21 protein-coding genes are annotated in these 21216 nt (G+C 68.2%); 14 read left to right on the forward strand and 7 right to left on the reverse strand.

What is annotated here, in order from left to right; genetic code table 11:
* Nucleotides 1–5: 5 nt before the first annotated feature.
* The 9 genes from murD to ftsZ are packed head-to-tail and all read left to right on the forward strand — an operon-like array spanning nt 6 to nt 10318.
* Entirely contained in the window at nt 6–1376 is a 1371-nt protein-coding gene (gene murD / locus IT350_15410; protein ID MCC6159437.1) for a UDP-N-acetylmuramoyl-L-alanine--D-glutamate ligase, read from the forward strand.
* Nucleotides 1366–2505 (forward strand): putative lipid II flippase FtsW, encoded by a 1140-nt coding sequence (gene ftsW / locus IT350_15415; GenBank protein MCC6159438.1) that lies wholly within the window; start codon nt 1366–1368, stop codon nt 2503–2505. Before murD ends, ftsW begins: the two co-directional genes overlap by 11 nt.
* Entirely contained in the window at nt 2502–3602 is a 1101-nt protein-coding gene (gene murG / locus IT350_15420) for an undecaprenyldiphospho-muramoylpentapeptide beta-N-acetylglucosaminyltransferase (protein MCC6159439.1), read from the forward strand. The genes ftsW and murG overlap by 4 nt, the downstream gene beginning before the upstream one ends.
* The gene (locus IT350_15425; GenBank protein MCC6159440.1) at nt 3592–4989 is read left to right on the forward strand and encodes a UDP-N-acetylmuramate--L-alanine ligase; all 1398 of its coding nucleotides are present in this window, start codon (nt 3592–3594) and stop codon (nt 4987–4989) included. The genes murG and IT350_15425 overlap by 11 nt, the downstream gene beginning before the upstream one ends.
* Nucleotides 4986–5975 (forward strand): UDP-N-acetylmuramate dehydrogenase, encoded by a 990-nt coding sequence (gene murB, locus IT350_15430; GenBank protein MCC6159441.1) that lies wholly within the window; start codon nt 4986–4988, stop codon nt 5973–5975. The genes IT350_15425 and murB overlap by 4 nt, the downstream gene beginning before the upstream one ends.
* Nucleotides 5962–6906 (forward strand): D-alanine--D-alanine ligase, encoded by a 945-nt coding sequence (locus tag IT350_15435; protein ID MCC6159442.1) that lies wholly within the window; start codon nt 5962–5964, stop codon nt 6904–6906. Before murB ends, IT350_15435 begins: the two co-directional genes overlap by 14 nt.
* Before the next feature lie 11 nt (nt 6907–6917).
* Nucleotides 6918–7787 carry an FtsQ-type POTRA domain-containing protein gene (locus tag IT350_15440; GenBank protein MCC6159443.1) on the forward strand — a complete coding sequence of 290 codons (870 nt, stop codon included), beginning with the start codon at nt 6918–6920 and terminating at the stop codon, nt 7785–7787.
* On the forward strand, nt 7784–9010 hold the full coding sequence (ftsA, locus tag IT350_15445) for a cell division protein FtsA (GenBank protein MCC6159444.1): 1227 nt from the start codon (nt 7784–7786) through the stop codon (nt 9008–9010). The genes IT350_15440 and ftsA overlap by 4 nt, the downstream gene beginning before the upstream one ends.
* Before the next feature lie 45 nt (nt 9011–9055).
* The gene (ftsZ, locus tag IT350_15450) at nt 9056–10318 is read left to right on the forward strand and encodes a cell division protein FtsZ (GenBank protein MCC6159445.1); all 1263 of its coding nucleotides are present in this window, start codon (nt 9056–9058) and stop codon (nt 10316–10318) included.
* A 288-nt stretch (nt 10319–10606) separates the two neighbouring features.
* Here ftsZ and recO read toward each other — a convergent pair whose 3' ends face one another.
* Both recO and rlmB read right to left on the reverse strand, forming a co-directional pair.
* Nucleotides 10607–11398 carry a DNA repair protein RecO gene (gene recO, locus IT350_15455; protein ID MCC6159446.1) on the reverse strand — a complete coding sequence of 264 codons (792 nt, stop codon included), beginning with the start codon at nt 11396–11398 and terminating at the stop codon, nt 10607–10609.
* Nucleotide 11399: 1 nt separating this feature from the next.
* A complete protein-coding gene (gene rlmB / locus IT350_15460; GenBank protein MCC6159447.1) occupies nt 11400–12143 on the reverse strand; it encodes a 23S rRNA (guanosine(2251)-2'-O)-methyltransferase RlmB in 744 nt (247 codons plus the stop codon).
* 221 nt (nt 12144–12364) lie between these two features.
* Between rlmB and IT350_15465 the strand changes: the two genes are divergently transcribed.
* On the forward strand, nt 12365–12973 hold the full coding sequence (locus IT350_15465; GenBank protein MCC6159448.1) for a prepilin-type N-terminal cleavage/methylation domain-containing protein: 609 nt from the start codon (nt 12365–12367) through the stop codon (nt 12971–12973).
* Between the two features lie 15 nt (nt 12974–12988).
* Here the strand turns inward: IT350_15465 and IT350_15470 are convergent, their stop codons facing one another.
* Both IT350_15470 and IT350_15475 read right to left on the reverse strand, forming a co-directional pair.
* The gene (locus IT350_15470) at nt 12989–13432 is read right to left on the reverse strand and encodes a hypothetical protein (GenBank protein ID MCC6159449.1); all 444 of its coding nucleotides are present in this window, start codon (nt 13430–13432) and stop codon (nt 12989–12991) included.
* Nucleotides 13432–14052 carry a hypothetical protein gene (locus IT350_15475; protein ID MCC6159450.1) on the reverse strand — a complete coding sequence of 207 codons (621 nt, stop codon included), beginning with the start codon at nt 14050–14052 and terminating at the stop codon, nt 13432–13434. Before IT350_15475 ends, IT350_15470 begins: the two co-directional genes overlap by 1 nt.
* Before the next feature lie 175 nt (nt 14053–14227).
* On the opposite strand from IT350_15475, the gene IT350_15480 reads away from it, so the two are divergent.
* Complete coding sequence (locus IT350_15480; GenBank protein MCC6159451.1) at nt 14228–15013, forward strand: hypothetical protein; 786 nt, start codon at nt 14228–14230, stop codon at nt 15011–15013.
* A 273-nt stretch (nt 15014–15286) separates the two neighbouring features.
* On the opposite strand, the gene IT350_15485 is transcribed toward IT350_15480, so the two are convergent.
* On the reverse strand, nt 15287–16066 hold the full coding sequence (locus tag IT350_15485) for a zinc ribbon domain-containing protein (GenBank protein MCC6159452.1): 780 nt from the start codon (nt 16064–16066) through the stop codon (nt 15287–15289).
* A gap of 12 nt (nt 16067–16078) precedes the next feature.
* Nucleotides 16079–16870 carry an enoyl-CoA hydratase/isomerase family protein gene (locus tag IT350_15490; GenBank protein MCC6159453.1) on the reverse strand — a complete coding sequence of 264 codons (792 nt, stop codon included), beginning with the start codon at nt 16868–16870 and terminating at the stop codon, nt 16079–16081.
* A 123-nt stretch (nt 16871–16993) separates the two neighbouring features.
* Between IT350_15490 and IT350_15495 the strand changes: the two genes are divergently transcribed.
* Genes IT350_15495 through IT350_15505 form a run of 3 tightly spaced genes read left to right on the forward strand, consistent with a single transcriptional unit; the run spans nt 16994 to nt 20907 of the window.
* Entirely contained in the window at nt 16994–18256 is a 1263-nt protein-coding gene (locus IT350_15495; GenBank protein MCC6159454.1) for a permease, read from the forward strand.
* Between the two features lie 15 nt (nt 18257–18271).
* On the forward strand, nt 18272–20320 hold the full coding sequence (locus IT350_15500; GenBank protein ID MCC6159455.1) for a hypothetical protein: 2049 nt from the start codon (nt 18272–18274) through the stop codon (nt 20318–20320).
* Between the two features lie 20 nt (nt 20321–20340).
* A complete protein-coding gene (locus IT350_15505) occupies nt 20341–20907 on the forward strand; it encodes a LemA family protein (protein ID MCC6159456.1) in 567 nt (188 codons plus the stop codon).
* Nucleotides 20908–20920: 13 nt separating this feature from the next.
* Here IT350_15505 and IT350_15510 read toward each other — a convergent pair.
* Nucleotides 20921–21216, reverse strand: a 296-nt coding sequence (locus IT350_15510) for a hypothetical protein (protein ID MCC6159457.1), incomplete at its 5' end; no start/stop codon positions are given.

A 21216-nucleotide genomic window follows, 5' to 3' on the forward strand; every position in this document is an offset into this window, starting at 1 on the left:
CGACGTTGCCGACGACCTTCGCCATCGACTCCGCCGCCACCGCGATCCACGGACGCAAGGTGCTCCTCGTGGGCCTCGGGCGCTCGGGCATGGCGGCGCTCAAGCTGCTGGTCGCCCGGGGCGCGCGCGTCAACGTCACCGACGAGGCGGATGTCTCGAAGCTCGGCCCGGGCCTGATGGAGGCGTCGCAATACGCCGAGAAGATCGGCGTCGGCGCTTTCCGCGAGGAGTGGTTCGACCGCGCCGAGCTCATCGTCGTATCGCCGGGCGTGCCGCTGGCGCACGAGATCTTCCGGGCGCCCCGCAAGCGCGGCGTGCCGATCGTCGCCGAGGTGGAGCTCGCGTCCTGGTTCGTGTCCGTTCCCGTGCTCGGCGTGACGGGCAGCAACGGCAAAAGCACCGTCACGGCGCTCGCGGGCGAGATGCTGCGCGCCTCGGGCCTGCGTCCCTTCGTCGGCGGCAACCTCGGCGTCGCGCTCTCGCACCTGCCGCTCGCGCGCGAAGAGCACGACATCGCCGTCGTCGAACTGTCGAGCTTCCAACTCGAAGCCACCGACCGGCTGCACCCGGTCGCCGCGCTCATCACCAACCTCACGCCCAATCACCAGGACCGATACCCATCGTTCGACGACTACGTTCGGGCGAAGCTCAACATCTTCCGGCGCATGGACGCCCGGGACACCTCGATCCTCAACGCGCGCGACGACGGCACCGCGCGGCACGTGCGCAACGCCCCCGGGCGGACGTGGTGGTTCGGCGATCCGGATCGCCCGGGCGCGCATGTGCGCGATGGTCGGCTCGTCATCGCGACCGACACGCTTCGCGCCGAACTCGACCTCGCGTCGTTTCGATTGCCGGGCGCGCACAACGTCGAAAATCTCGAGGCCGCGGCGCTGCTCGCCCTCGCGGGCGGGGCGACCGAGGGCGGCATCGCGGCGGCGATGGCCTCGTTCCCGGGGCTCGATCATCGACTCGAATTCGTGCTCGACAGCCAGGGCGTGCGTTTCGTGAACGACTCGAAGGCGACGTCGGTGGACGCCGTCGCGACGGCGCTCGAAGCCATGAACGGACGCGTGATCCTGCTGCTCGGCGGACACGACAAGGGCGGCGACTTCACGCAGCTCGCCGACCTCCTGCGCTCGCGCGCGCGGCTTGTGATCTGTTTCGGCGAGTCGGGTCCCCAGATCGCGGAACAGCTCGCGGGCATCGTGTCGGTCGAGGTTGCGACGCGCCTCGATGACGCCTTCGTGAAGGCGCTGGCCGCCGAAACCCCCGGCGACACGGTCCTGCTTTCGCCGGGTTGCACGAGCCACGACGCCTATCGCGATTTCGAACAACGGGGCGAACACTTCCGGGAGCTGTGCCGTGCGCTTTGACGACCACCGCCCCCTGCCCTTCGTGCCCGGCCGGGTGGACCCCTGGACGGCGGTTTTGCCGTGCCTCCTCGCGTTCTGGGGCGTCGTGATGGTGTATTCGGCCACGGTCGTCACCGGCGCGGAAGCCCTGTCGAATCACTACCTCGCCAAGCAGCTCCTCTTCTCGCTCGCCGGCGTCGTCGCGATGGTCGTCGTCACGCGGATCGATTACCGCAAGCTCGGTAAACCCCGCTTCGTGTACCTGCTGCTTTTTGCCACCGTGGCGCTGCTCGTTCTCGTGCACATCGAGCCTTTCGGCGCGCGGCGCGGCGGCGCGAGCCGGTGGATCGATCTCGGGTTCACGAGTTTCCAGCCCAGCGAACTCGCCAAGGCCGTCGTCGTGATTTTTCTCGCGTCGAGCGTGGCGCGCAAGGGCGAGGAGAAGATGTCGACGTGGCGATTCGGGATCGCTCCCCATCTGCTGATCCCCGGCGTCGTCGTCGGGCTGTTCATGACGCAGCCCGACTTCGGCAGCACGGCGATTCTTTGCCTCATCATCGGCGTCATGCTGTACGTGGGCGGCGCGCGGATCTCGCATCTGGTGCTGCTCGCCGCGCCCGCGCTCGTCGGCGCCGCGGCGGCCATCATCACCGCGCCGTACCGGCTCAAACGGATTCTCGCTTTCTGGAATCCGTGGGCCGACCCGCGCGGCAGCGGGTATCAGGTCATCGAGAGCCTCGTGGCCGTGGGAAGCGGCGGCGTGTGGGGGCGTGGTCTCGGCGACGGCCGGCAGAAACTTAAATACCTGCCCGAGATTCACACGGACTTCATCTTCTCGAACATCGCCGAGGAAGCCGGACTCATCGGCGTCGCGATCACGATGGTCCTGTTTGCGATTCTCGTGATCCGCGGAATGCGAATCGCGCGACGCGCGCCCGATCCCTTCGGTCGCTATCTCGCGTGGGGCGTGTCGAGCCTGCTCGGTCTCGAAATCGTGCTCAACCTCGGCGTGGTGATGTCGCTGCTGCCGACCAAGGGCCTCGCCCTGCCGTTTTTGTCGTATGGCGGCACGTCCGTCGTCATCAGCTTCATGCTCGTCGGCCTGCTGCTCTCGGTGAGCCGCTGGAGCGAGCCGGAGTCGGCGCGATGAGAGTGGTCTTCGCCGGCGGTGGAACGGGGGGGCATCTCATGCCCGCGCTCGCCATCGCGACCGCGCTGCGCCGCCGTGCGCCCGGCGCCGAAGTGCTGTTCGTCGGCACGGCCCGCGGCATCGAGGTCGAGAAGGTGCCCGCCGCCGGGTGGGAACTGCGTCTGGTCTCCGGCGGCCCAGTCAAGGGCGTCGGCGCGATTCGGGCCATGCGCAATCTCGCGTCGTCGCTGCGCGGCGTCGCCCAGACGTGGCGGCTGCTCGGCCGCCCGCGCGCCGACGTGGTGGTCTGCGTGGGCGGTTACGCGAGTTTCGCCGCGGGCGTCGCCGCGTGGCTGCGTCGCATTCCCGTCGTGGTGTTGGAACAGAACGCGATCCCCGGTCGCACGAACCGACTTCTGTCGCGCTTCGCTTCGCTCGCCATCGCCCCTTTCGAGGCGGCGATCGCGCGCCTGCACGGCCGCCGCCGCGAGGTCTGCGCCAATCCCGTTCGGCCGGATCTCGTCGAGCGGTTCGCGACGCTCCGGCAGGCGAAGACGGAAGATGCGTTTCACCTGTTCGTGTTCGGCGGCAGCCAGGGCGCGCGCCGTCTCAACGAGGCGACGCGCGAGTTCGCGGCGAAAAACGCGCCGCGCATCGGCCGGGATCTCGTCGTCACGCACCAGACCGGTCGCCTCGATTTCGACACGGTCTCGGCGTTCTACCGCGAGCGAAACGTCGCGGTGGACGTGCGCGCGTTCATCGACGACATGGCCGAGGCCTACGCGCGCTGCGATCTGGTGGTGTGCCGCGCCGGGGCGACGAGCATCGCGGAGCTCGCCGCGCTCGGCCTGCCCGGCGTGCTCGTGCCCTACCCCTTCGCCGCGGACGACCACCAACGCGCCAACGCGGCCGCCCTCGTCGAGGCGGGCGCGGCGCGCGCAATCGACGATGCGGCCCTCGACGCGGACTCGCTGGCCGCCGTGATCGACGAACTCGGCCGCGACCGTTCGCGTCTCGCGGCCATGGCCGAGGCCGCACGGCGGTTCGGCCGGCCCGACGCCGCGGACCACGTGGCGATGCGCGTGCTGGATTTGGGAGGCCTGGCTCATGTTTCGTAAAACACGGTCCATTCACTTCGTCGGCATCGGCGGCATCGGGATGAGCGGCATCGCCGAGGTGCTGCTCAATCTCGGCTACGTCGTGTCCGGCTCCGATCTGTCGGAAAGCGCCATCACGCGACGTCTGCGCGAACTCGGCGCGACGATCGCGATCGGCCATTCGGCGGCCCATATCGAGGGCGCGGAGGTGCTCGTCACCAGCTCGATCATCCGCCCCGACAACCCCGAGGTCGTGGCCGCGCGCGAGCGGTTCATCCCCGTCATCCCGCGCGCCGAGATGCTGGCCGAACTGATGCGCATGAAGAAATTCGGCATCGCGATCGCCGGCACGCACGGCAAGACGACGACGACGAGCATGATCGCGACGATTCTCGGCGCGGCGAATTTCGATCCCACGGTCGTGGTGGGCGGGCGGCTCGACTCCATCGGCGGATCGAACGCGCGGCTCGGCGAGGGCGACTATCTCGTCGCCGAGGCCGACGAATCGGACGGCAGTTTCCTGCTGCTCTCCCCGACGATCGGCGTGGTCACGAACATCGACCCCGAACACATGGACTACTACACGGGGCTCGAACACCTGAAGAAGACCTTCGAGATCTTCATCAACAAGATCCCGTTTTACGGCCTGATGGTGCTGTGCATCGACCACGAGAACGTGCAGGCGCTGCTGCCGAAGATGCACAAGCGCTACGTCACCTACGGCCTCTCGCCGCAAGCCGACCTTTCCGCCGAGGACATCCGCTTCGACGGCTTCGACACGCATTTCGCCGTCGTGCACGCGCGGCAGGGGCGGCTCGGCGAGGTGCGCATCTCGATGCCCGGACTGCACAATGTGTACAACGCGCTCGCGGCGGTCGCCGTGGGACTGGAGCTCGAAATTCCCTTCGACCGCATCGCGGGCGCGCTCGCGGGATTCACCGGGCCGCACCGGCGTTTCCACCGCATCGCCGATGTGGGCGGCGTGCTCGTGATCGACGACTACGGACATCATCCCGCCGAGGTGAAGGCCACGCTCGCCGCCGCCAAGAGCGCGTTCGACCGTCGCATCGTGGCCGCGTTCCAGCCGCACCGGTATTCGCGCACGCGCGACCGGTACGACGAATTCCTCACGGCGTTCAACGAGGCCGACGTGCTCGTCGTCACCGAGATCTACGCCGCGTCGGAAAAACCCATCGAGGGCGTCACCGCGAAAAAACTCGCCGACGGCATCCGTGCGTGCGGGCATCGCCATGTGATCTTCGAGCCCGACCGCGCAAAGCTCGCGGCCCTGCTCACCGATCTCGCGCGGCCCGGCGACATCGTCCTGACGCTCGGCGCGGGCGACATCACCAAGACCGCGAAGGAACTGCGCGACCTGCTCGTCGCGCGTGCCGGAGGAAACGCGTGACGCACGCCGCGTCGCCATACGAGGCGCTCTATCGCGACCTCGCACGAGCATTCGGCGACCGGGCCGAACGCGACGCGCCCATGTCCGAGCGCATCAACTTCCGCGTCGGCGGCCCGGCGGACATCCTCGTCGCGCCGACGGACGTCGAGGGATTGCAGACGCTTTTCCGCCTCATCGACGGATCGGGCGTGCCGATTTTCATCCTCGCGAGCGGCACGAATCTCGTGGTGCGTGACGGCGGCATCCGCGGCGTCGTCATCGACATGACGCGCGGCTTCGACGAACTCGTGTTTTCGCCCGGCCCCGACGGCGCGACGCACCTGCGCGTCGGCGCGGCACGGCAGGTGCGCGACGTGGTCGAGGCATGCGCCGGGCGCGGGCTGGCCGGCATGGAGTGGGGCGCGGGAATCCCCGGCACCATCGGCGGCGGCATCAAAGGCAACGCGGGCACCCGCGACGGCGATTTCGCCGGCACGCTCGTCGAGGTCGCCATGGTGCACCCCGGCGGCGAGCACCGCGTCTACGCGCGCGACGAACTGCGTTTCGAGTATCGGGGTCTCGCGATGGACCGGCCCTTCATCGTCGTGCGGGCTCTGCTGCGCCTGCATGACGGCGACCGCGCCGCGATCCGCAAGGCCATCGACGACATGATCGCGTGGCGCAACCAACGCCAGCCCTACGAGATGCCGAGCGCGGGCTCGATCTTCAAGAATCCCGAACATGCCCCGGCGGGCCGTCTGATCGATCAGGCCGGGCTCAAGGGCACGCGCGTCGGCAACGCCATGGTGTCGGACGTGCACACGAATTTCATCGTCAATCTCGGCGGCGCGCGCGCCGCGGACATCATCGAGCTGATCGGCATCGTCAAGGCCCGAGTGCTCGAAGTCCACGGCGTCGAATTGAAAACCGAGGTCATCCTCGTCGGGGAAGATCCCGCGATGGACGACCGTGCGCCCGCCACGGAGGTCGCCCATGTGGAAAGATAAACGGGTCGCCGTGCTGCTGGGAGGTCCGTCCACCGAACGCGACGTGAGCCTGCGGTCGGGCGCGGCCTGCGCCGCGGCGCTGCGCCGCAAGGCCTACGACGTGGTTGAGATCGACGTGGGATGGGATCTCGCGTCGCGGCTCGTGGACGAGCGCATCGACGTCGCCTTCAACATTCTGCACGGCAAGTACGGCGAGGACGGGTGCGTGCAGGGCGTTCTCGAACTGCTGCGGATTCCCTACACGGGCTCCGGGGTGTTCGCGTCCGCCGCGGCCATGGACAAGGTCGCCACCAAGGCGATTCTCGCCGCCGAGTCGCTGCCCGTCGCGCCGCACCGCCTGCTCACGCACGGCGCGCGCTTCGAACAGATCGCCGACGCCTTCGCGCTGCCGTGGGTCGTCAAACCCGCGACCGAGGGGAGCAGCGTCGGCATCTCGATCGTCACGCGCCGGGACGCCTTCGCCGTGGCGATCTCCAAGGCCCTCGCCTACGACCGGCGCGTACTGGTGGAGCCCTACATCAAGGGCCGCGAGATGTCGGTGGGCGTGCTCGACGCCCGCGCGCTGGGCATCGTCGAGATCGTTCCGAAGCCCGTCGAGGGCGAGGAGATCTCATTCTACGACTACACGCACAAGTACACCGCGGGCATGACGGAATACGTCACATCGCCGGAGAACTTCGACCTCGCAGCCCGGCGGCGCGCGTACGAGCTGGCCGAGCGCGCCTGCACGGCGCTGGGCGTCGAGGGCGGCGCGCGGGTCGATTTCATTTACTCCGAGGCGGGTGAGTACGTGATCATCGAGGTCAACACGCTGCCGGGCATGACCGAGCTGTCGCTATTGCCGATGACGGCGCGCGACGGCGCGGGGCTCGGCTTCGACGACCTCGTGGAAAAGATGCTCGCGGGCGCGCGACTGAAGATGGGACAGTGAGGAAGCGAATCATGTGGCCGATGACCCGGGAACGACAAAGCGAAGGGCGATACGACGCGTGGCGCGAACGTGCCGCCGACGTGCGCGACGCCGCCGTGCGGGCCCGGTTCTTTTTCGCTCTGGTCGCCGTCGCCCTCGTCGCGTTCGTTTTGCGCGGACTGGTCACGCACTCGCCGCTCTTCGCGCTCAAGGCGATCGAAGTGAGCCGCTGCGAGCACGTGACGAGCGACGAAATCCACCGGTTCCTCGAACTCTATCCGCGCCAGAGCCTGTTCGCGGTGGAACTGACGCCGATCCGCGAGCGGCTGCTCGACCACCCCTGGGTGGCCGACGCGCGCGTGCGGCGCGTTTGGCCCGACACGGTTTCGATCGAGATCACCGAGCGCCGCCCCGTGGCGACGATTCTCATCTCCGCCGACGAGGACGCGGCGGTGCGCGCCGAGGGCCGCATCCGCAAGCACATGAACCTGTATTTCGTGGACGACCGCGGCGTCGTCTTCAGTCCCGTTCCCGTGGGCGACCATCGCCGCCTGCCCGTGCTCACGGGCTTTTCGCGCAAGGACTTCGTCGCGGCGCGCTCTCCCGACACGCCGGTGCGACGCATCTCCGAGGCGGTGGAGTTGCTCGGGCAGGCGCGGCTCGACTGGGACGACGACCTGCCGCCGATTCAGGAGATCGCGTACGACGGCGCCCGGGGCTTCTCGATTCTCGTCGACCGCACGCGCGTCGTCGTGGGACCCGCGCCGTTCCAGGATGTGTTTTTCCGGCTCGAAACCGTGCTGCGCCATCTCGGACCCCGCTGGACCGACGTGACGCGCATCGACCTGTCGTTGCCGGACCGGGCCGTGGTGAAGGGGTTGCGGGAGGAGAAGCCGTCATGAAGGGACGATCGGACTTGATTGCCGGACTCGATATCGGCACGTCCAAAATCGGGTGCGTCGTCGCCGAGCCGACCGATGCGGGCCTCAACATCCTCGCGGTGGGTTCGCACCCCAGCAAGGGCATGCGCAAGGGCGTGGTCATCAACATCGAGACCACGGTCGCGTCGATCCGCCGCGCGCTCGAAGAGGCCGAGATCATGAGCGGCGCGCGCATCGCCGGCGTCTTCGCGGCGGTGTCGGGCGGCCACATCAAGTCGTTCAACAGCCACGGCATGATCCCGCTGCGCGGCGAAGAGGTCACGCAAAAAGACGTGGACCGCGTGCTCGACGCGGCGAGCGCCGTCGCGATCCCCACCGACCGCGAGATCCTGCACGTGCTGCCGTGGGAGTTCATCGTCGACGAGCAGCGCGGCATCCGCGATCCGCTGGGCATGAACGGCGTACGCCTCGAGGTCAACTGCCACATCATCACGGGCGCGGTCGCCTCGTCGTCGAACGTGGTGAAGTGCTGCAACCAGGTGGACCTGCACGTGGACGGCATGGTGTTCGAACCGCTCGCCGCGTCGCTGGCCGTGCTCTCCGAGGCCGAGCGCGACATGGGCGCGGTGGTGATCGACATCGGCGGCGGCACCAGCGACATCGCCGTCTATCACGAGGGCTGCCTCGTGCATTCCGCCGTGCTCGCGCTCGGCGGCGGCCACGTGACGAACGATATCGCCCACGGCCTGCGTCTGCCGGCCTACCCCACGGCGGAAAACCTCAAGATCAAGTACGGCGCGGCGGTGGCCGCGGACATCGACCCCGACGAAACGGTCGAGATCAACGACGGCGGGCGCGATCCGAAGTGGGTGGCGCGTCAGGTGCTGTGCGAGATCATCGAGCAGCGCTGCGACGAGATCCTGCGTCTCATTCACGCGGAGCTCGACGCGGCGGGCTATCTGCACGTCACGCGCGCGGGGCTCGTGCTCACGGGCGGCTGCGCGCTGCTGGCGGGCATCGACCGGCTCGCCGAGCAGGTCTTCGATACGCCGGCGCGCGTGGGCTTTCCGCTCGGCGTGACGGGCCGCGCCGATCTCGTGCGCGATCCGGCCTTCGCCACGGCAGTCGGGCTCGTGCACTTCGGGCGCGACGAACTGGCGCGCGGCGGCGGAAAGCCGGCCAAGAGCTCGAAAATCCAGAATCGGTGGCACCGGACCAAAGAGTGGATCAAGGACTTCTTTTAAGGGCACTCCCGCGCGGGCGCGGGCTTTTCACGGAGGAGCGATCGCATGATTGAGATGATTGAGCGGCACGAAACGGCGGTGATCAAGGTGATCGGTGTGGGCGGCGGCGGAGGCAACGCCGTGAACACGATGATCCAGTCCGGCATGGGCGGCGTCGAGTTCATCGCCTGCAACACGGACGCACAGGCGCTGGAGTCGAACCTCGCGCCGTGCCACATCCAGATCGGACGGGGACTGGGCGCGGGGGGAAACCCCGATGTCGGCCGTCAGGCGGCCGAGGACGCCGAGGACGCGATCCGTCGCCACATCGAGGGCGCCCACATGATCTTCGTGACCGCGGGCATGGGCGGCGGCACGGGCACCGGCGCGGCCCCGGTCATCGCGCGGATCGCGCGCGAGATGGATGCGCTCACGGTCGCCATCGTGACCAAGCCGTTCATCTTCGAAGGACATCGACGCCAGCGCCAGGCCGATGAAGGGCTCGACGCGCTCACGGAGCACGTCGACACGCTCATCACGATTCCGAACCAGAAGCTGCTCGCCATCGCCGGGCGCGACACGTCGATGCTCGACGCGTTCCGCAAGGCCGACGAGGTGCTGCTCAACGCGGTGCAGTCGATCTCCGACCTCATCACCGTGCCCGGGCTCATCAACCTCGACATCAACGACGTGCGCACGATCATGAAGGATATGGGCGTGGCGCTCATGGGCACCGGCATCGCCACCGGCGACAACCGGGCCATCGAAGCCGCGAACATGGCGATCTCCAGCCCGCTGCTCGAGAGCGTCGAGATCCGCGGCGCGCAGGGCGTGCTCATCAACATCACCGGCTCGTCGGACATGACGCTGGCCGAGGTCAACGACGCGGCGAGTCTGGTGCAGGAAGCCGCCGAAGCCGCGACCGACCGCGCCAACATCATCTTCGGAGCGGTGATCGACGAGCGCATGGGCGACGCGGTGCGCATCACCGTTATCGCCACCGGCTTCGACTGCGCCGCCGTGGAATGGGGATCGACGACGATTCGCCGCGACGAACCCGTCGCCGTGCCGCGACGCAGCGAGCCGCTACCGGTCTCGCGCCCGTCGGTGATCTCGCGGCGGTTCGACGAGCGGCCCGCGCCGCCCGCGCGCGAAAACCGCCCCGTGATCCGCATGGGCCGCGTCTCCGACGTGGACAACGAGGCGCGCGAACAGGTCGCCACGCACGCCCGGCCCGAAGTGAAAGCCGCCGCCGGTGGACGCCGCCGCGACGCGCGACAGGGCGAGGACTACGACATCCCGACGTTCCTGCGCCGCCTGGCAGACTGACCGAAGCGACCGGGCGAAACGTCCGGCGAAAGACGACGAACACCGCGGAGCGAACGCGCTCCAAAGACGCTCTTTGACACGAAACGAATCGGCGCGATCGGAGGCTCCTTCGCCGGTCGTGTCGCGGGGACCGCGCCCGCCTCTTGCGGTCTCCAAACGGCGCCCGGGTTCCCCACCCGCCGCCGCAACATCCCTTTTTCGGCCACCGGTTTGCCGCTCGGTGGCCCTTTTTTTATCTCGAATTCGGGGATGCCCGCCCAATTGGCTAATGCCGAAATGAATTGGCTACTAATCGGCTATTGGTTGCGTGAGCGGCGACGCGGCCACCTGCCCCGGCTTGGGCAGGCGGCGCGCGAAACGCAGCGCCACGAGCGGACCGCCGAGGTGGTGCTCGATTTGCGCGGGCAGGAGCGCGGCCAGTGCATCCTGATCCGCTTTCGACAAGACGCACGACAGCAGCTCCTCGTTCGGCCCATGGAATGAATCGCCCATGAAGGCGCGTGCGGCGGGGCCGATCGTCGCGAGTTGGTGATCGGCGAGGCAGCGCGAACACACGATGCCGCCGCGCAGCGTCGAGTAGCGTGCCGCGTCGTCCGTCCGCGCGGCGCGTCCGCACACCACGCAGTTCGTCAGATTCGGCGCGAGGCCCGTCGCGGCGAGCGTTGCCGCCTCGAAAACCCGCAGCACGACCGGGCGCACGCCCGATTCGAGCGCCGCGAGCGTGAGGCACGCCGCGTCGAACAGCTCGGGTTCGGCGTGATTTTCGACCGAGACGCGGCGCGTCACCTCGATCACGTGCGCGAGGGCGGCGAAGGCGGCGACGGAAGCGGCATTCGCCCAGTGGCCGTCGATCATCTCGCCGGAGTCCACGGTCGGCATCCCGCCGCGCCGGGCCGACACGCGCACACGCACGAGGTTGCCGAGATCGAAGACGTTGGCGAAGCGCTTCTGGCTCTTGCGCACGCCGCGCACCAGAGCCGAGACGAGCCCCTGCTCGCGCGAGACGAGCCACGCGACCCGGTCGCTTTCGCGAAACGGGATCAGCTTGACGACGAGGGCGGTCAGCTCGACGCGCGACACGTCACGTCCGCTTCGACGCCGTCAGCCGCTGGCGGTGGACTTCATACAGCGCGCAAGCCGTGGCGGCGGCGACATTGAGCGACGCGATCGGTCCCGCGGCCGGCAGGCGGCACACGCGGTCGGTGTGCTCGCGCACGAGCCGCCGCGCGCCCTTGCCCTCGCTGCCCATGACGATCGCCACGTCGCCCGACAGATCGATCTCATGCAACATCGCTTCGCCGTCCGCCTCGAGCGAATAACACCAGAAGCCCGCTTCCTTCAGCGTTTCCAGCGCGCGCGTCAGGTTGGTCGCCGTCACGATCGGCACCGCGTCCGACGCGCCCGACGAGATCTGGTCGACCAGCGGCGTGACCTGCGCGCTGCGATCGCGGGGCAGCACCACAAAACTCACGCCGAACGCACCGCAACTGCGCAGGATCGCGCCAAGGTTTTGCGGATCGGTCACGCCGTCGAGCACCACGGCGACGCGCCCGCCGGCGGGGATGCGCTTGAGCGTTTCCTCCAGGGTCGCGCCTTCATGAGCACGCACGTCCGCCACCACGCCCTGATGGCGACGCGAGGGGTCCTTGCGGTCGAGCTCGTGGCGCGGGACCGATTCGATGGGCACCCCGGCGCGCCGCGCGAGATCGGCGAGCTTTCCGAAACGATCAGCCCGTTCGCGATCGAGATAGATGCGCGTGACGCGCCCGGAAGACGACGCCAGCGCCGCTTCGACCGCGTGAATTCCGACAATCCGCTGCGTCATGCCCGTCCCCAAAAAACTCTTCGCGCCCTTCTACCGCGTTCGGGGCCGATTACCTAGCGGAATACCACCGGAAAATTCTTCCGGCGGACATCCGGAGCGTCACCGCGAAATCAAGGCAATTTATCGAAAACGCCTGACCGACGGTCGGAATCACATTCGGGATGACCCTTGCATAAAGTCCGCAGGGAAACATGTCGATACGTTCTGAGGGGAGAGCGGACATGCGAAGGATCCTAAAAACACCGATCGACCGCAAACGTGGCGGCTATTCGTTCATCGAGATCATGATGGTGCTCCTGATCGCGAGCATTGTCTTCGTCGGCTGGTATCGCACCATGTCGTGGACGCGTCACCGCGCCATGCTGGCCGTCTTCATGTCCGACATCCGGCAGGTCAAGATCGCGGCGGGGCGTTTCCAAACCGACGTCGGCGCTTACCCGCCCGACGTCAACCGCGGCATCGACCCCGGCATGATCGACAAGTTCGGCTGGCAGACCGGCGGCCACTCTGCCAAGTGGAATACCCTGGATCTGAGCGGTTGGAAGGGACCATATTTGGCCGAATGGAAAACGTGGAAGCGCAACCCCTGGGGAGGGCTCTACGACTGGGACAACTACGAACCCGGCTACAACTACATGGGCATCACGGGTGGTGCGGTCTATCTGACGCTCAAGCCCAGCACCTGGGGCGGTCAGGACGGTTTGCCCAAACCCATGTACGAGGACATGCTGGAAGACTTGGGACTCGACACGAGTTCCTGGGAGTACGTCGTCGCGGTCCGAATGGGCCACTACCCCAGCACCAACCAAAACCTGGGCGGCGCCCACTAGCGGAGGATCATCCCGTCAGTTGTGCCGCTCGTTGTGCAGGCACCACCACCGCCCCGCGCCGAACCAGTAGTCGACGACCGGAGCATCCTTGGGCGGCTTTTTGTTGAGCGGGCAGACGATCAGCCCGGCATGATGCCGTTCGTCGAGGTCGATCACCATTTTTTGCGGATACGTCTCGCCCGGCGCGGGAAGAAAGATCAGCACCATCCTGCGCGCGCCGTCCGGAAGCGTCATCAGATAACCGGTGGACAGCAGGGGAACCTCGATGTTTTCCTCCGCCAGGACGCTCCACAGCGTCTCGTCGGCGGCCTGCTGATTGAGATGGCACATCTTCGCGTAGCGCATGTCGCGGTACTCGCCGATCTTGAAGACGAGCAGGAAGCCCAGCACCACCGCGGTCAGCAGCAAAAGCAGATCAATCAGGGCGATTCCGCGTCGCCGACTGTGCGCGCGATGCATCATTCGATCGCCAGTTCCCCGGCTCCCGTCGCGTAAAGCTTGACGAAGCGGAATTGGTCGGCACGCGGCAGCGAGAGCACAAAACCCGACTTCGGTTCGAGCACGTAGTTGAATCGCTCCTCGGTCTTCATGATCTTCGGCTCGACCGGCAGATAGTCCGGAACGAGCGCCTTGATGTCCGCGGGATATCGCCCCTTGGCAGCGCGGTACTGGAAGATCTTCGCCAGCACGTGCGTGAACTGCGGCGCCGGCGTGTCGTTCTCCCACAGGCGGGGATCGCTCACGGAAATGGTCGCCTGAGCATAGTCCAGACGGCTATTGATCCACAGGTGCGCCAGGACGAGTGCGACGACGGCCAGCACGAGCGGCAGGCTGACCTGCACATTGAATCGTTCCCGCCAAGAGACGCGATGCGCCCGGTCGTGCGCGCGCCGCGCAAACTCCTGCTGCTCCTCGACCGCGCGGTTGGAGTGCGCGTCGACCGCCGTGTCGACGTTGCAGGTCGGGCACGTGATCTGATCGCTGTCGCCCGAAAAGACCATGCAGTCGCCGCAGACCGGCTGGCCGCACAGCGAGCATTCGTAGAGCGCGTCCTCGCGAGGATGGCGGTAACACTTCATCGGCGATTCTCCGCCTATCCGCTTAGGCCGCGACGGGGGTCGTGTCAAGAATCGACGGCGCGCACGGCCTGGGCATGCTGCGCCCATGGCCAACGCGCCGGTCCGTGATTATGCTCTTGCGTCGGCGCGCCACGCGCCGCGCTGCCGGCAACGAACAACCGGCGGGGAGGACGACGTGCGCTGCCCGGCCTGCGATTCCCCCGAGATCCGCGAGCTGCCCGAGCCGTTTGGGCCGCGCGAAGCGCCCGTACCCTATGCGCGGTGCTTGGCGTGCGCGAGCCTGTTCGCGGTCGGCGCCCTAGCCGCGCATGCGCTCGGGGCGCACGACTGGACGCGCGTTCCGCGCCCCGCGCCCCATTCACGACAAGCTTGGCGCATCGCGCGAATGCTGCGCGGCGTGGGCGACGTGGCGCTCGTCGGCCGGGCCGATGCCGCGCTGATGGCGGCGCTCGCGAAGCGGGGCCTGCGCGTGTCCGCCTGCGATCCGAACGGCGACATCGCGCTGCCGCTCTCCAAGTCGGGCCTTTCCGTTTTCGTCGGGACTCCCGGTGCGGGCGCGCTCGCCGGTGAGTTCGATCTGGCGATCGTCGAGGGGCTCGTCGAATACGCGGCGCACCCGGTCGAGGAACTCGCCGCCATTCGCCGCGCGCTGCGGCCGGGTGGGCGCGCGCGCATCGAGACGCCGCAGGCCGACGGCCTCGCGCTCCAGCAGCATGGCGCGGACTTTTTTCTTTTTGCGCCGCCCGCCGCGCGGCTGCTGCCGAGCTTCGATGGTCTCGCGAAATTGTGCGCCCGGGCGGGATTCGAGTTCGTCACGCGCTCCGATGCCCCGCCGCGCTCGGGAAGTTGGCACTTTCGCACGCAGACCTACTCGCGATCTTGGGTGCGGGTGCTGGAGCGCGCGATCGACCCGCTCTATCGCGACCGCTCGGTGCTCGTCGTCACCGCTTCCGTGCGCTGAAACGCCGCCGCTTTCGCTCGGCCGAAAACGGGAAAAGCGGGGTCGCCCCCGCTTTCCCACACGCTCCGACCGGGGCCGGAGTGCTCGCCTGTTGACGGCATTTCTATCACAACGCGTAGATGCATTCCATTGATCGCGTTCGCGGACGTTGCGTCGAACCCGACCGGGTCATGTGGCACAGGCGCCCTCGCCTGTGCCCGTTGCCCGCACAGCCGGGGCGGCTGTGCCACATGCCGCTTTTCGGAACTCCGACGACATGAATGGGTATCACGTTCAATCGTGGAAGACGAACTCGCGCCGCCCTGAGCGCGTCCCACGCTCGCGCGTTCCCAGCGCGTGAATCGTGGTGAAGGTGTAGCCTTCGGAATCCACCGAGCCGAAGATGAACGTCACCCCGCCGTCGGCCGCGAGATTCGGGTCGTACACCAGCAGCGGCGCGAGCGAATCCGCATAACCCGCGCGAGCGTTTGCGCCGGATTTGCGGCGTTCCTCGCTTACGACCTCGAGCTTCGCGCGCAGCCGCGCCTCGTCGTCATCGTCGTAGAACGCGTCCGGCAGCGGGCGCGGCACCAGCATCAGGTAGAGCAGGAGGATCACGACGTTCGCCAACGCGCCGCCCGCCGCCCGGCGACGACCCGTCAGATGCCCGCGCCGCCGCTCGATGTCGACAAACGCCGCGAGCGAAAACGCGAGCCCGACAAGGGCGATCGCCGGATGCACCACCGCGGCGACGAGCGCCAGCAGCGCGCCGATCGTCGCGAGCACGCTGATCTCGGTGGGTGGAGCCAGCGCGCGCGGCGCGAAGGGCGGCACCAGTGCGACCGCGCCGCACTCGGGGCAGGCGGCTTCGTCTCCGGGCTCGAACGCGCTGACGTCGAGCTTTGATCCGCAACCCGCGCACGCGACGAGCCGCACGGCGGGCGCGCCGCGCGCCGACACAACCTCGACGCGAAACGCGCTTTGGCATGCAGGACATACGGCCCGCTCGCCGATCGCGAACGCGCCGGTGTCGATTTCGCTGGCGCAATTCGGGCATGGGCCGATGCGTTCCACGCCCGCGCTCCCTCACGCCTTCCAGTTCGGCGGGCGCTTTTCCAGAAACGCGGTCATGCCTTCCACCGCTTCGTTCGTCGCACGCAGATCGGCGAGGCGCGCGGCGAGGCGGTCGAATGTCGCCCCCTCGATGGGCGGATCGGCTTCCTCGGCCACGAGATCCTTGGCCATCGCCTGCGCGATCGGTCCGCCGTCGAGCAGGTGCGCGACGAGCGCCGCCGCCGCCGCCTCGAGTTCCTCGGGCGCAACGCATTCGTGAATCAGGCCGATCGATTCCGCCCTCGGTGCGGGAATGCGCTCGCCGGTCAGGTAATAGCGCCGCGCGCGGCGGGGGCCGATCGCCGAGACGATGTAAGGGCTGATGACGACGGGCAGCATGCCCATCTTGACGCCCGAGATCGCGAATACGGCATTCGACGACGCCACGGCAATGTCGCAGCACACGACGAGGCTCGCCCCGCCGCCCAGCGCCGCGCCGTGCACGACGGCGAGCGTGGGATGCGGGAAAAATTTCAGTTTGCGCATCATCTCGCCCACGGCGCGCGCGTCGCGGTCGTTGGCGTCTTCGCCCGCCATCGCCAGGTGCGCCATCCAGTTCAGATCGCCGCCCGCGCAAAAATGCTTGCCCGCGCCGCGCAGCGCCAGCATGCGGCACGCGCCGGGGCGCGCGAGTTCGTCTAGCCGTGCGTCGATGGCCGCGACGAGCTCGCCGTTGAACGCGTTGCCGACCTCGGGGCGGTTGAGGGTCATCGTGGCGACGCCGCGCGCGTCGGTCTCGCAGCGCAAAATCATGGAATCGGTCATGCCCATCCCCGTGAAAAATCGGCCAAACTGTGGCACAGGGTGACGGGCGGCGCAACGAAAAACGCGCCCGCGCCTTGGTTCGACGGCGCGCCGTGCGTATATGGATGCCGAATCGGAGTGGCGATGGAATTCCTCGCGAACTATCTGAACTCGGTCTGGTCGATCCTGCTCGACCTTTCCGGGCCGTTGCTGCTCGGCCTGTTCATCGCCGGGCTCGTCCACGAATTTTTGCCCAAGTCGTTCATCCGCCGCCGGCTCGCGGGCAACACCTGGCGCTCGGTGACCGAGGCGGCGCTGGTGGGCGTGCCGATGCCGCTGTGCTCGTGCGGCGTGGTGCCGACGGCGATCGGCCTACGCAACGACGGCGCGTCGAAAGGCGCGGCGACGAGCTTCCTCATCAGCACGCCGCAGACCGGCGTCGATTCCATTCTCGTCTCGGCCACGTTCCTGGGCTGGCCCTTCGCCGTGTTCAAGCTGTTTTCGGCCTTTGTCACGGGCCTTGTCGGCGGGCTCGCGGTCAACTGGACCACGCCCGCCGCCGAGCGCGAGGCTCGCGACGACATTGTCGAGGCCAAAGACGCCGCGCCGCGCCACAAGGGCTGGCGGCGCATCACCGGCGCGATGCACTACGCCGCGTTCGACCTGTTCGCCATGATCGATCTGTGGCTCGCGGTCGGCATCCTCGCCGCCGCGTTCATCTCCGTGCTCGTGCCGCCCGGCTACCTGCAGGGCATCCAATGGACGCAGGGCATCGGCGGCATGCTGCTCACGCTGGCCATCGCCATGCCGCTCTACGTGTGCACCACCAGCTCGGTTCCCATCGCCGCGTCACTGATCGCGGCGGGCATGCCCACCGGCACGGCGCTCGTGTTTCTCATGGCGGGCCCGGCGACGAACATCGCCACGATGGGGCTGGTGTACCGGGCTCTGGGCGCGCGGGTGCTGGCGATCTATCTGTCGACCATCGCCGTTTTCAGCATCGCGTTCGGCCTGATCTTCGACCGGGTGATCGCGCCTGTCGCGGTCGGCGAACATGCCCACCACGTGCATCACCCGGGCGGTTCGAATTGGATCGCCGTCGTCTCCACGGCCCTCGTGCTCGGCCTGCTCGCGTTCTTTCTCTCTCGCCGCATCGTCCATCGCGTTCGGGCGATGCGTCCGGCGACCGTGCCCGAGGGCGCGGTCACGCTGACGGTTGAGGGCATGTCGTGCGTGAAGTGCGTGGCCAAGGTGAAGGACGTGTGCGAGGCGAGCCCCGGCGTCACGAGCGCCGAGGTGAATCTCGCCGCCGGGCGCGTGACCCTTCACGGCGCGGACATCGCGACCGACGCCGTCGCCGCCGCTATCCGCAAAGCGGGGTACAAGATCGCGGATCGGCCGGCATAAACCACCCGCTTCCTTATGCGCGACGCGCGTGGGCGCATCGGCTATCATGCGCGCGAAATGGCCGCGACAACGCACCGCTACAGCGTGATCGTCCGGCGCAAGCGCGTCGATGCGCAGACGCTCGAGGCTCGCGTGCGCGATCTGCACGAACGGCTCGGCGTTGATCCCTACATCACGCGCGTGGCGCTCTCGGGCGACGGCCTCGCGCAGATCGTGCGCGACGACGATCGGGCGAAGCTCGAACAGGCCGTGCGCGCGCTGCGCGACATGGGGTACGCCGCGGCGATCGTGGCGTCGCCGCCGCCGAAGCGCGACGTGATCGACGTCAAACGATTCGAGATCTCGTCGGGCGGCATGCGCTTTCACGGGCGGCGCGGATCGGCCGAGGTGACGGGCGCGACCGCCGTCATCGCGGTGCTGGCGGGGATGGGGGCGGACGTCGTCAACCGGCTCATCAAGCGCGCGGCGCTCACCGGTTCGGCGGGCGTGCTGTCGGACGCGGAGAAGATGGACCTGCTGCTCGGCGCGTCGCCGATTCTCGATCTCTACGTGATCGCGCCGGGCGCGGCGGCGCTCGGGCCGCTGCGCATCGAGCCCGGGCGCTACGACCCGCGCTCGTTGGGCGACGTCGCCTCGACATCGTCGCGCGAAAACCTGCAAACGTTGTTGCGCCTCATCGGCGAGCGCGCCGCGCGGCTCGACATCGAGACTGACTTCGGCCTGTGCCAGCTTCCGCACTGCCGATACGACCCCTCCGTGAACGACCCCGAGGTGCTCGCACGAAACCGCGCCCAGCTCGTCCACTACGGCGCGTATCTGGTGGAGCTTTTCCGTCAGGCGGGTCCGCCCGATGCAGCGAAGGCGTCGCCCGTGTCGCCGGTCGAGGCCGCCGTGGCGGGCGCGCTCGCCGCCGGCGCCGTTGCCCCGCGTGCGATTGCGGATGACGCCGTGGCGCTTGCCGCCGGCGCGGCGTTCATCTCGGCCGCGCGGGCCGCTTCGGTTTCCGCGCCGGAATCGACCGGCGAGACGACGTTCCTGCCGCCGCCGCCGATCGACCTGAAGCAGTGGTCGTCGCCGTGGACCTCGCCCCACAGCCTGTTCATGATCGTCTATTGGTCGGCGATGGTCGCGTGGTTCACGCTCGCGTCCGCGGCGCACGACGTGTCGGTCGGGCCGCTGCGTCATGTGGGGCTCGACCTCGGTGCGCTGTTTTTCTGCGTGGCGGCGGTGGCGTTTTACGAGTCGTTCCGCGCTCTACGCGTGAAGCGCTGGATCGACCACACGCCCACGTCGAAGGCGCGGTCCGTCGCGATGGGCATGGCCGAACTGCGCGGCACGGCGCGCCGCGCGTACAACCTACTCACCCCGCTCACGAGCCAGGCGTGCGTGCATTACCGGCTGCGCCGCTACGAAAAGGTGGCGACGAGCAAGGGCGAGCGCGAACGCGTCACCGGCGACACCTCATGCGGCCCCGTGCCTTTTTATCTCGACGACGAGACCGGCACGGTGCTCGTCGATCCCCTCGGCGCGAAAATGAAACCCACGCACACGCAGCACATCGACGGCGAGTACCGCACGCCCTGGGGCGCGTCGCTCGTCACCGAGGGCAACGTCCGCTACGTCGAGGAGTGGATTCCCGAGGGGGCCTCGCTCACGGTGCTCGGTCAGGCGACGGACATGGAGCGCCCGGTGGTGGCGCTGCGCGACCGCGTCGCGGCCAAGCTGCGCGCGCTCAAGGGCGACCGGGCGCGGCTGGCGAAATATGCTGCGAACCGCGACGTGCATATCGACGAGGGCGAGTGGGAAACCGCGCGGCGGGACGCCGAACGCGAGGCCGCGCGCGAGGCCGCGGAGGGCGATCCGCTGGCCGCGCCGGATGAGACGGCGATCGCCGTGAGAAAGCCCGATCACGGCGCGTTTCCGTTCCTCATCGCGCGTGGCGAGGGCGGGCGAATTTCGACGCGCTACGGCCTCGTCGCGTTCGCGTGGATGATCGCGTCGATCGTCGCGGCGCTCGTCGGCACGGCGGCGTTGCTCGACTGGATTCGTTTCGGCCCGGCCTGACCGGGCGCGGAGGTGCGCGCATGGCGCTCGTGGGGATCGGGGCCGTGGGACTGCTGGTGCTCTTCGCCGGGGCCGCCGTGTATTTCGTGATCGTCTACAACGGCCTCGTGCGCCTGCGCAACAACATCGACAAGGCGTGGAGCAACATCGACGTCGTGCTCAAGCAGCGCTTCGACGAACTGCCCCGTCTGGTCGAGGTCTGCAAGGGCTACATCGCGCACGAGCGCCAGACGTTGGAATCGGTGACTCGCGCGAGGTCCCGCGTCGAGGGGGCGCGCGGCGACCGCGAGATGTTCGGCGCGCAATCGGAGCTTTCCGGCGCACTGCGCGGCCTGTTCGCGCTGGCCGAAAACTACCCCGACCTGAAAGCGAACGACATGTTCCAGCGGCTGCAAACGCGCATCACGCAGCTCGAGGACATCATCTCGGACCGACGCGAGTTCTTCAACGAATCGGTGACGATCTACAACACGTCGATCCAGCAGTTCCCCGACGCGATGGTCGCGCGGACCGGCGGATTCACGGCGCGCACGCTATGGGAGATCGACGCGTCCGAACGCGCGCGGCCTGCGTCTTCGCTCGCGTAGGTTCGGGGAGAGATCAGCACCCGCAGCAAACGCTGGCGTTGTCGTTATACGAGCCGTATTTACCTTCGGGCGTGGGCGTGGCGAGGTCGGCGTCCAGACATTCGCCTTCCTCCTCGTCGCAAATCTGAAGCGAGCCGCAGGGGCTGCCGGTCGTCGTGCACTGGCCCGTCGATTCGTCGCAGGTCTCGGTGCCCGTGCACCACAGGCCGTCGTCGGCGCACGGCGATCCGCTCGACACGCACGCGGCCGTTTCCTCGTCGCACGACTCGTTGCCGTCGCAGAACGCGCCGTTGTCGTTGCAGGGATCGC

Source organism: Deltaproteobacteria bacterium (genome assembly GCA_020845895.1).
Classification (GTDB): Bacteria; Lernaellota; Lernaellaia; order JACKCT01; family JACKCT01; genus JADLEX01.

Bases quoted from the DNA above. Each gene is read 5' to 3' on its own strand.
- murG (MCC6159439.1), top strand. From the start codon at position 2,502: ATGAGAGTGGTCTTCGCCGGCGGTGGAACGGGGGGGCATCTCATGCCC.
- IT350_15425 (MCC6159440.1), top strand. From the start codon at position 3,592: ATGTTTCGTAAAACACGGTCCATTCACTTCGTCGGCATCGGCGGCATC.
- IT350_15435 (MCC6159442.1), top strand. From the start codon at position 5,962: ATGTGGAAAGATAAACGGGTCGCCGTGCTGCTGGGAGGTCCGTCCACC.
- IT350_15440 (MCC6159443.1), top strand. From the start codon at position 6,918: ATGTGGCCGATGACCCGGGAACGACAAAGCGAAGGGCGATACGACGCG.
- ftsA (MCC6159444.1), top strand. From the start codon at position 7,784: ATGAAGGGACGATCGGACTTGATTGCCGGACTCGATATCGGCACGTCC.
- ftsZ (MCC6159445.1), top strand. From the start codon at position 9,056: ATGATTGAGATGATTGAGCGGCACGAAACGGCGGTGATCAAGGTGATC.
- rlmB (MCC6159447.1), bottom strand. From the start codon at position 12,143: ATGACGCAGCGGATTGTCGGAATTCACGCGGTCGAAGCGGCGCTGGCG.
- IT350_15465 (MCC6159448.1), top strand. From the start codon at position 12,365: ATGCGAAGGATCCTAAAAACACCGATCGACCGCAAACGTGGCGGCTAT.
- IT350_15470 (MCC6159449.1), bottom strand. From the start codon at position 13,432: ATGCATCGCGCGCACAGTCGGCGACGCGGAATCGCCCTGATTGATCTG.
- IT350_15475 (MCC6159450.1), bottom strand. From the start codon at position 14,052: ATGAAGTGTTACCGCCATCCTCGCGAGGACGCGCTCTACGAATGCTCG.
- IT350_15490 (MCC6159453.1), bottom strand. From the start codon at position 16,870: ATGACCGATTCCATGATTTTGCGCTGCGAGACCGACGCGCGCGGCGTC.
- IT350_15495 (MCC6159454.1), top strand. From the start codon at position 16,994: ATGGAATTCCTCGCGAACTATCTGAACTCGGTCTGGTCGATCCTGCTC.
- IT350_15500 (MCC6159455.1), top strand. From the start codon at position 18,272: ATGCGCGACGCGCGTGGGCGCATCGGCTATCATGCGCGCGAAATGGCC.
- IT350_15505 (MCC6159456.1), top strand. From the start codon at position 20,341: ATGGCGCTCGTGGGGATCGGGGCCGTGGGACTGCTGGTGCTCTTCGCC.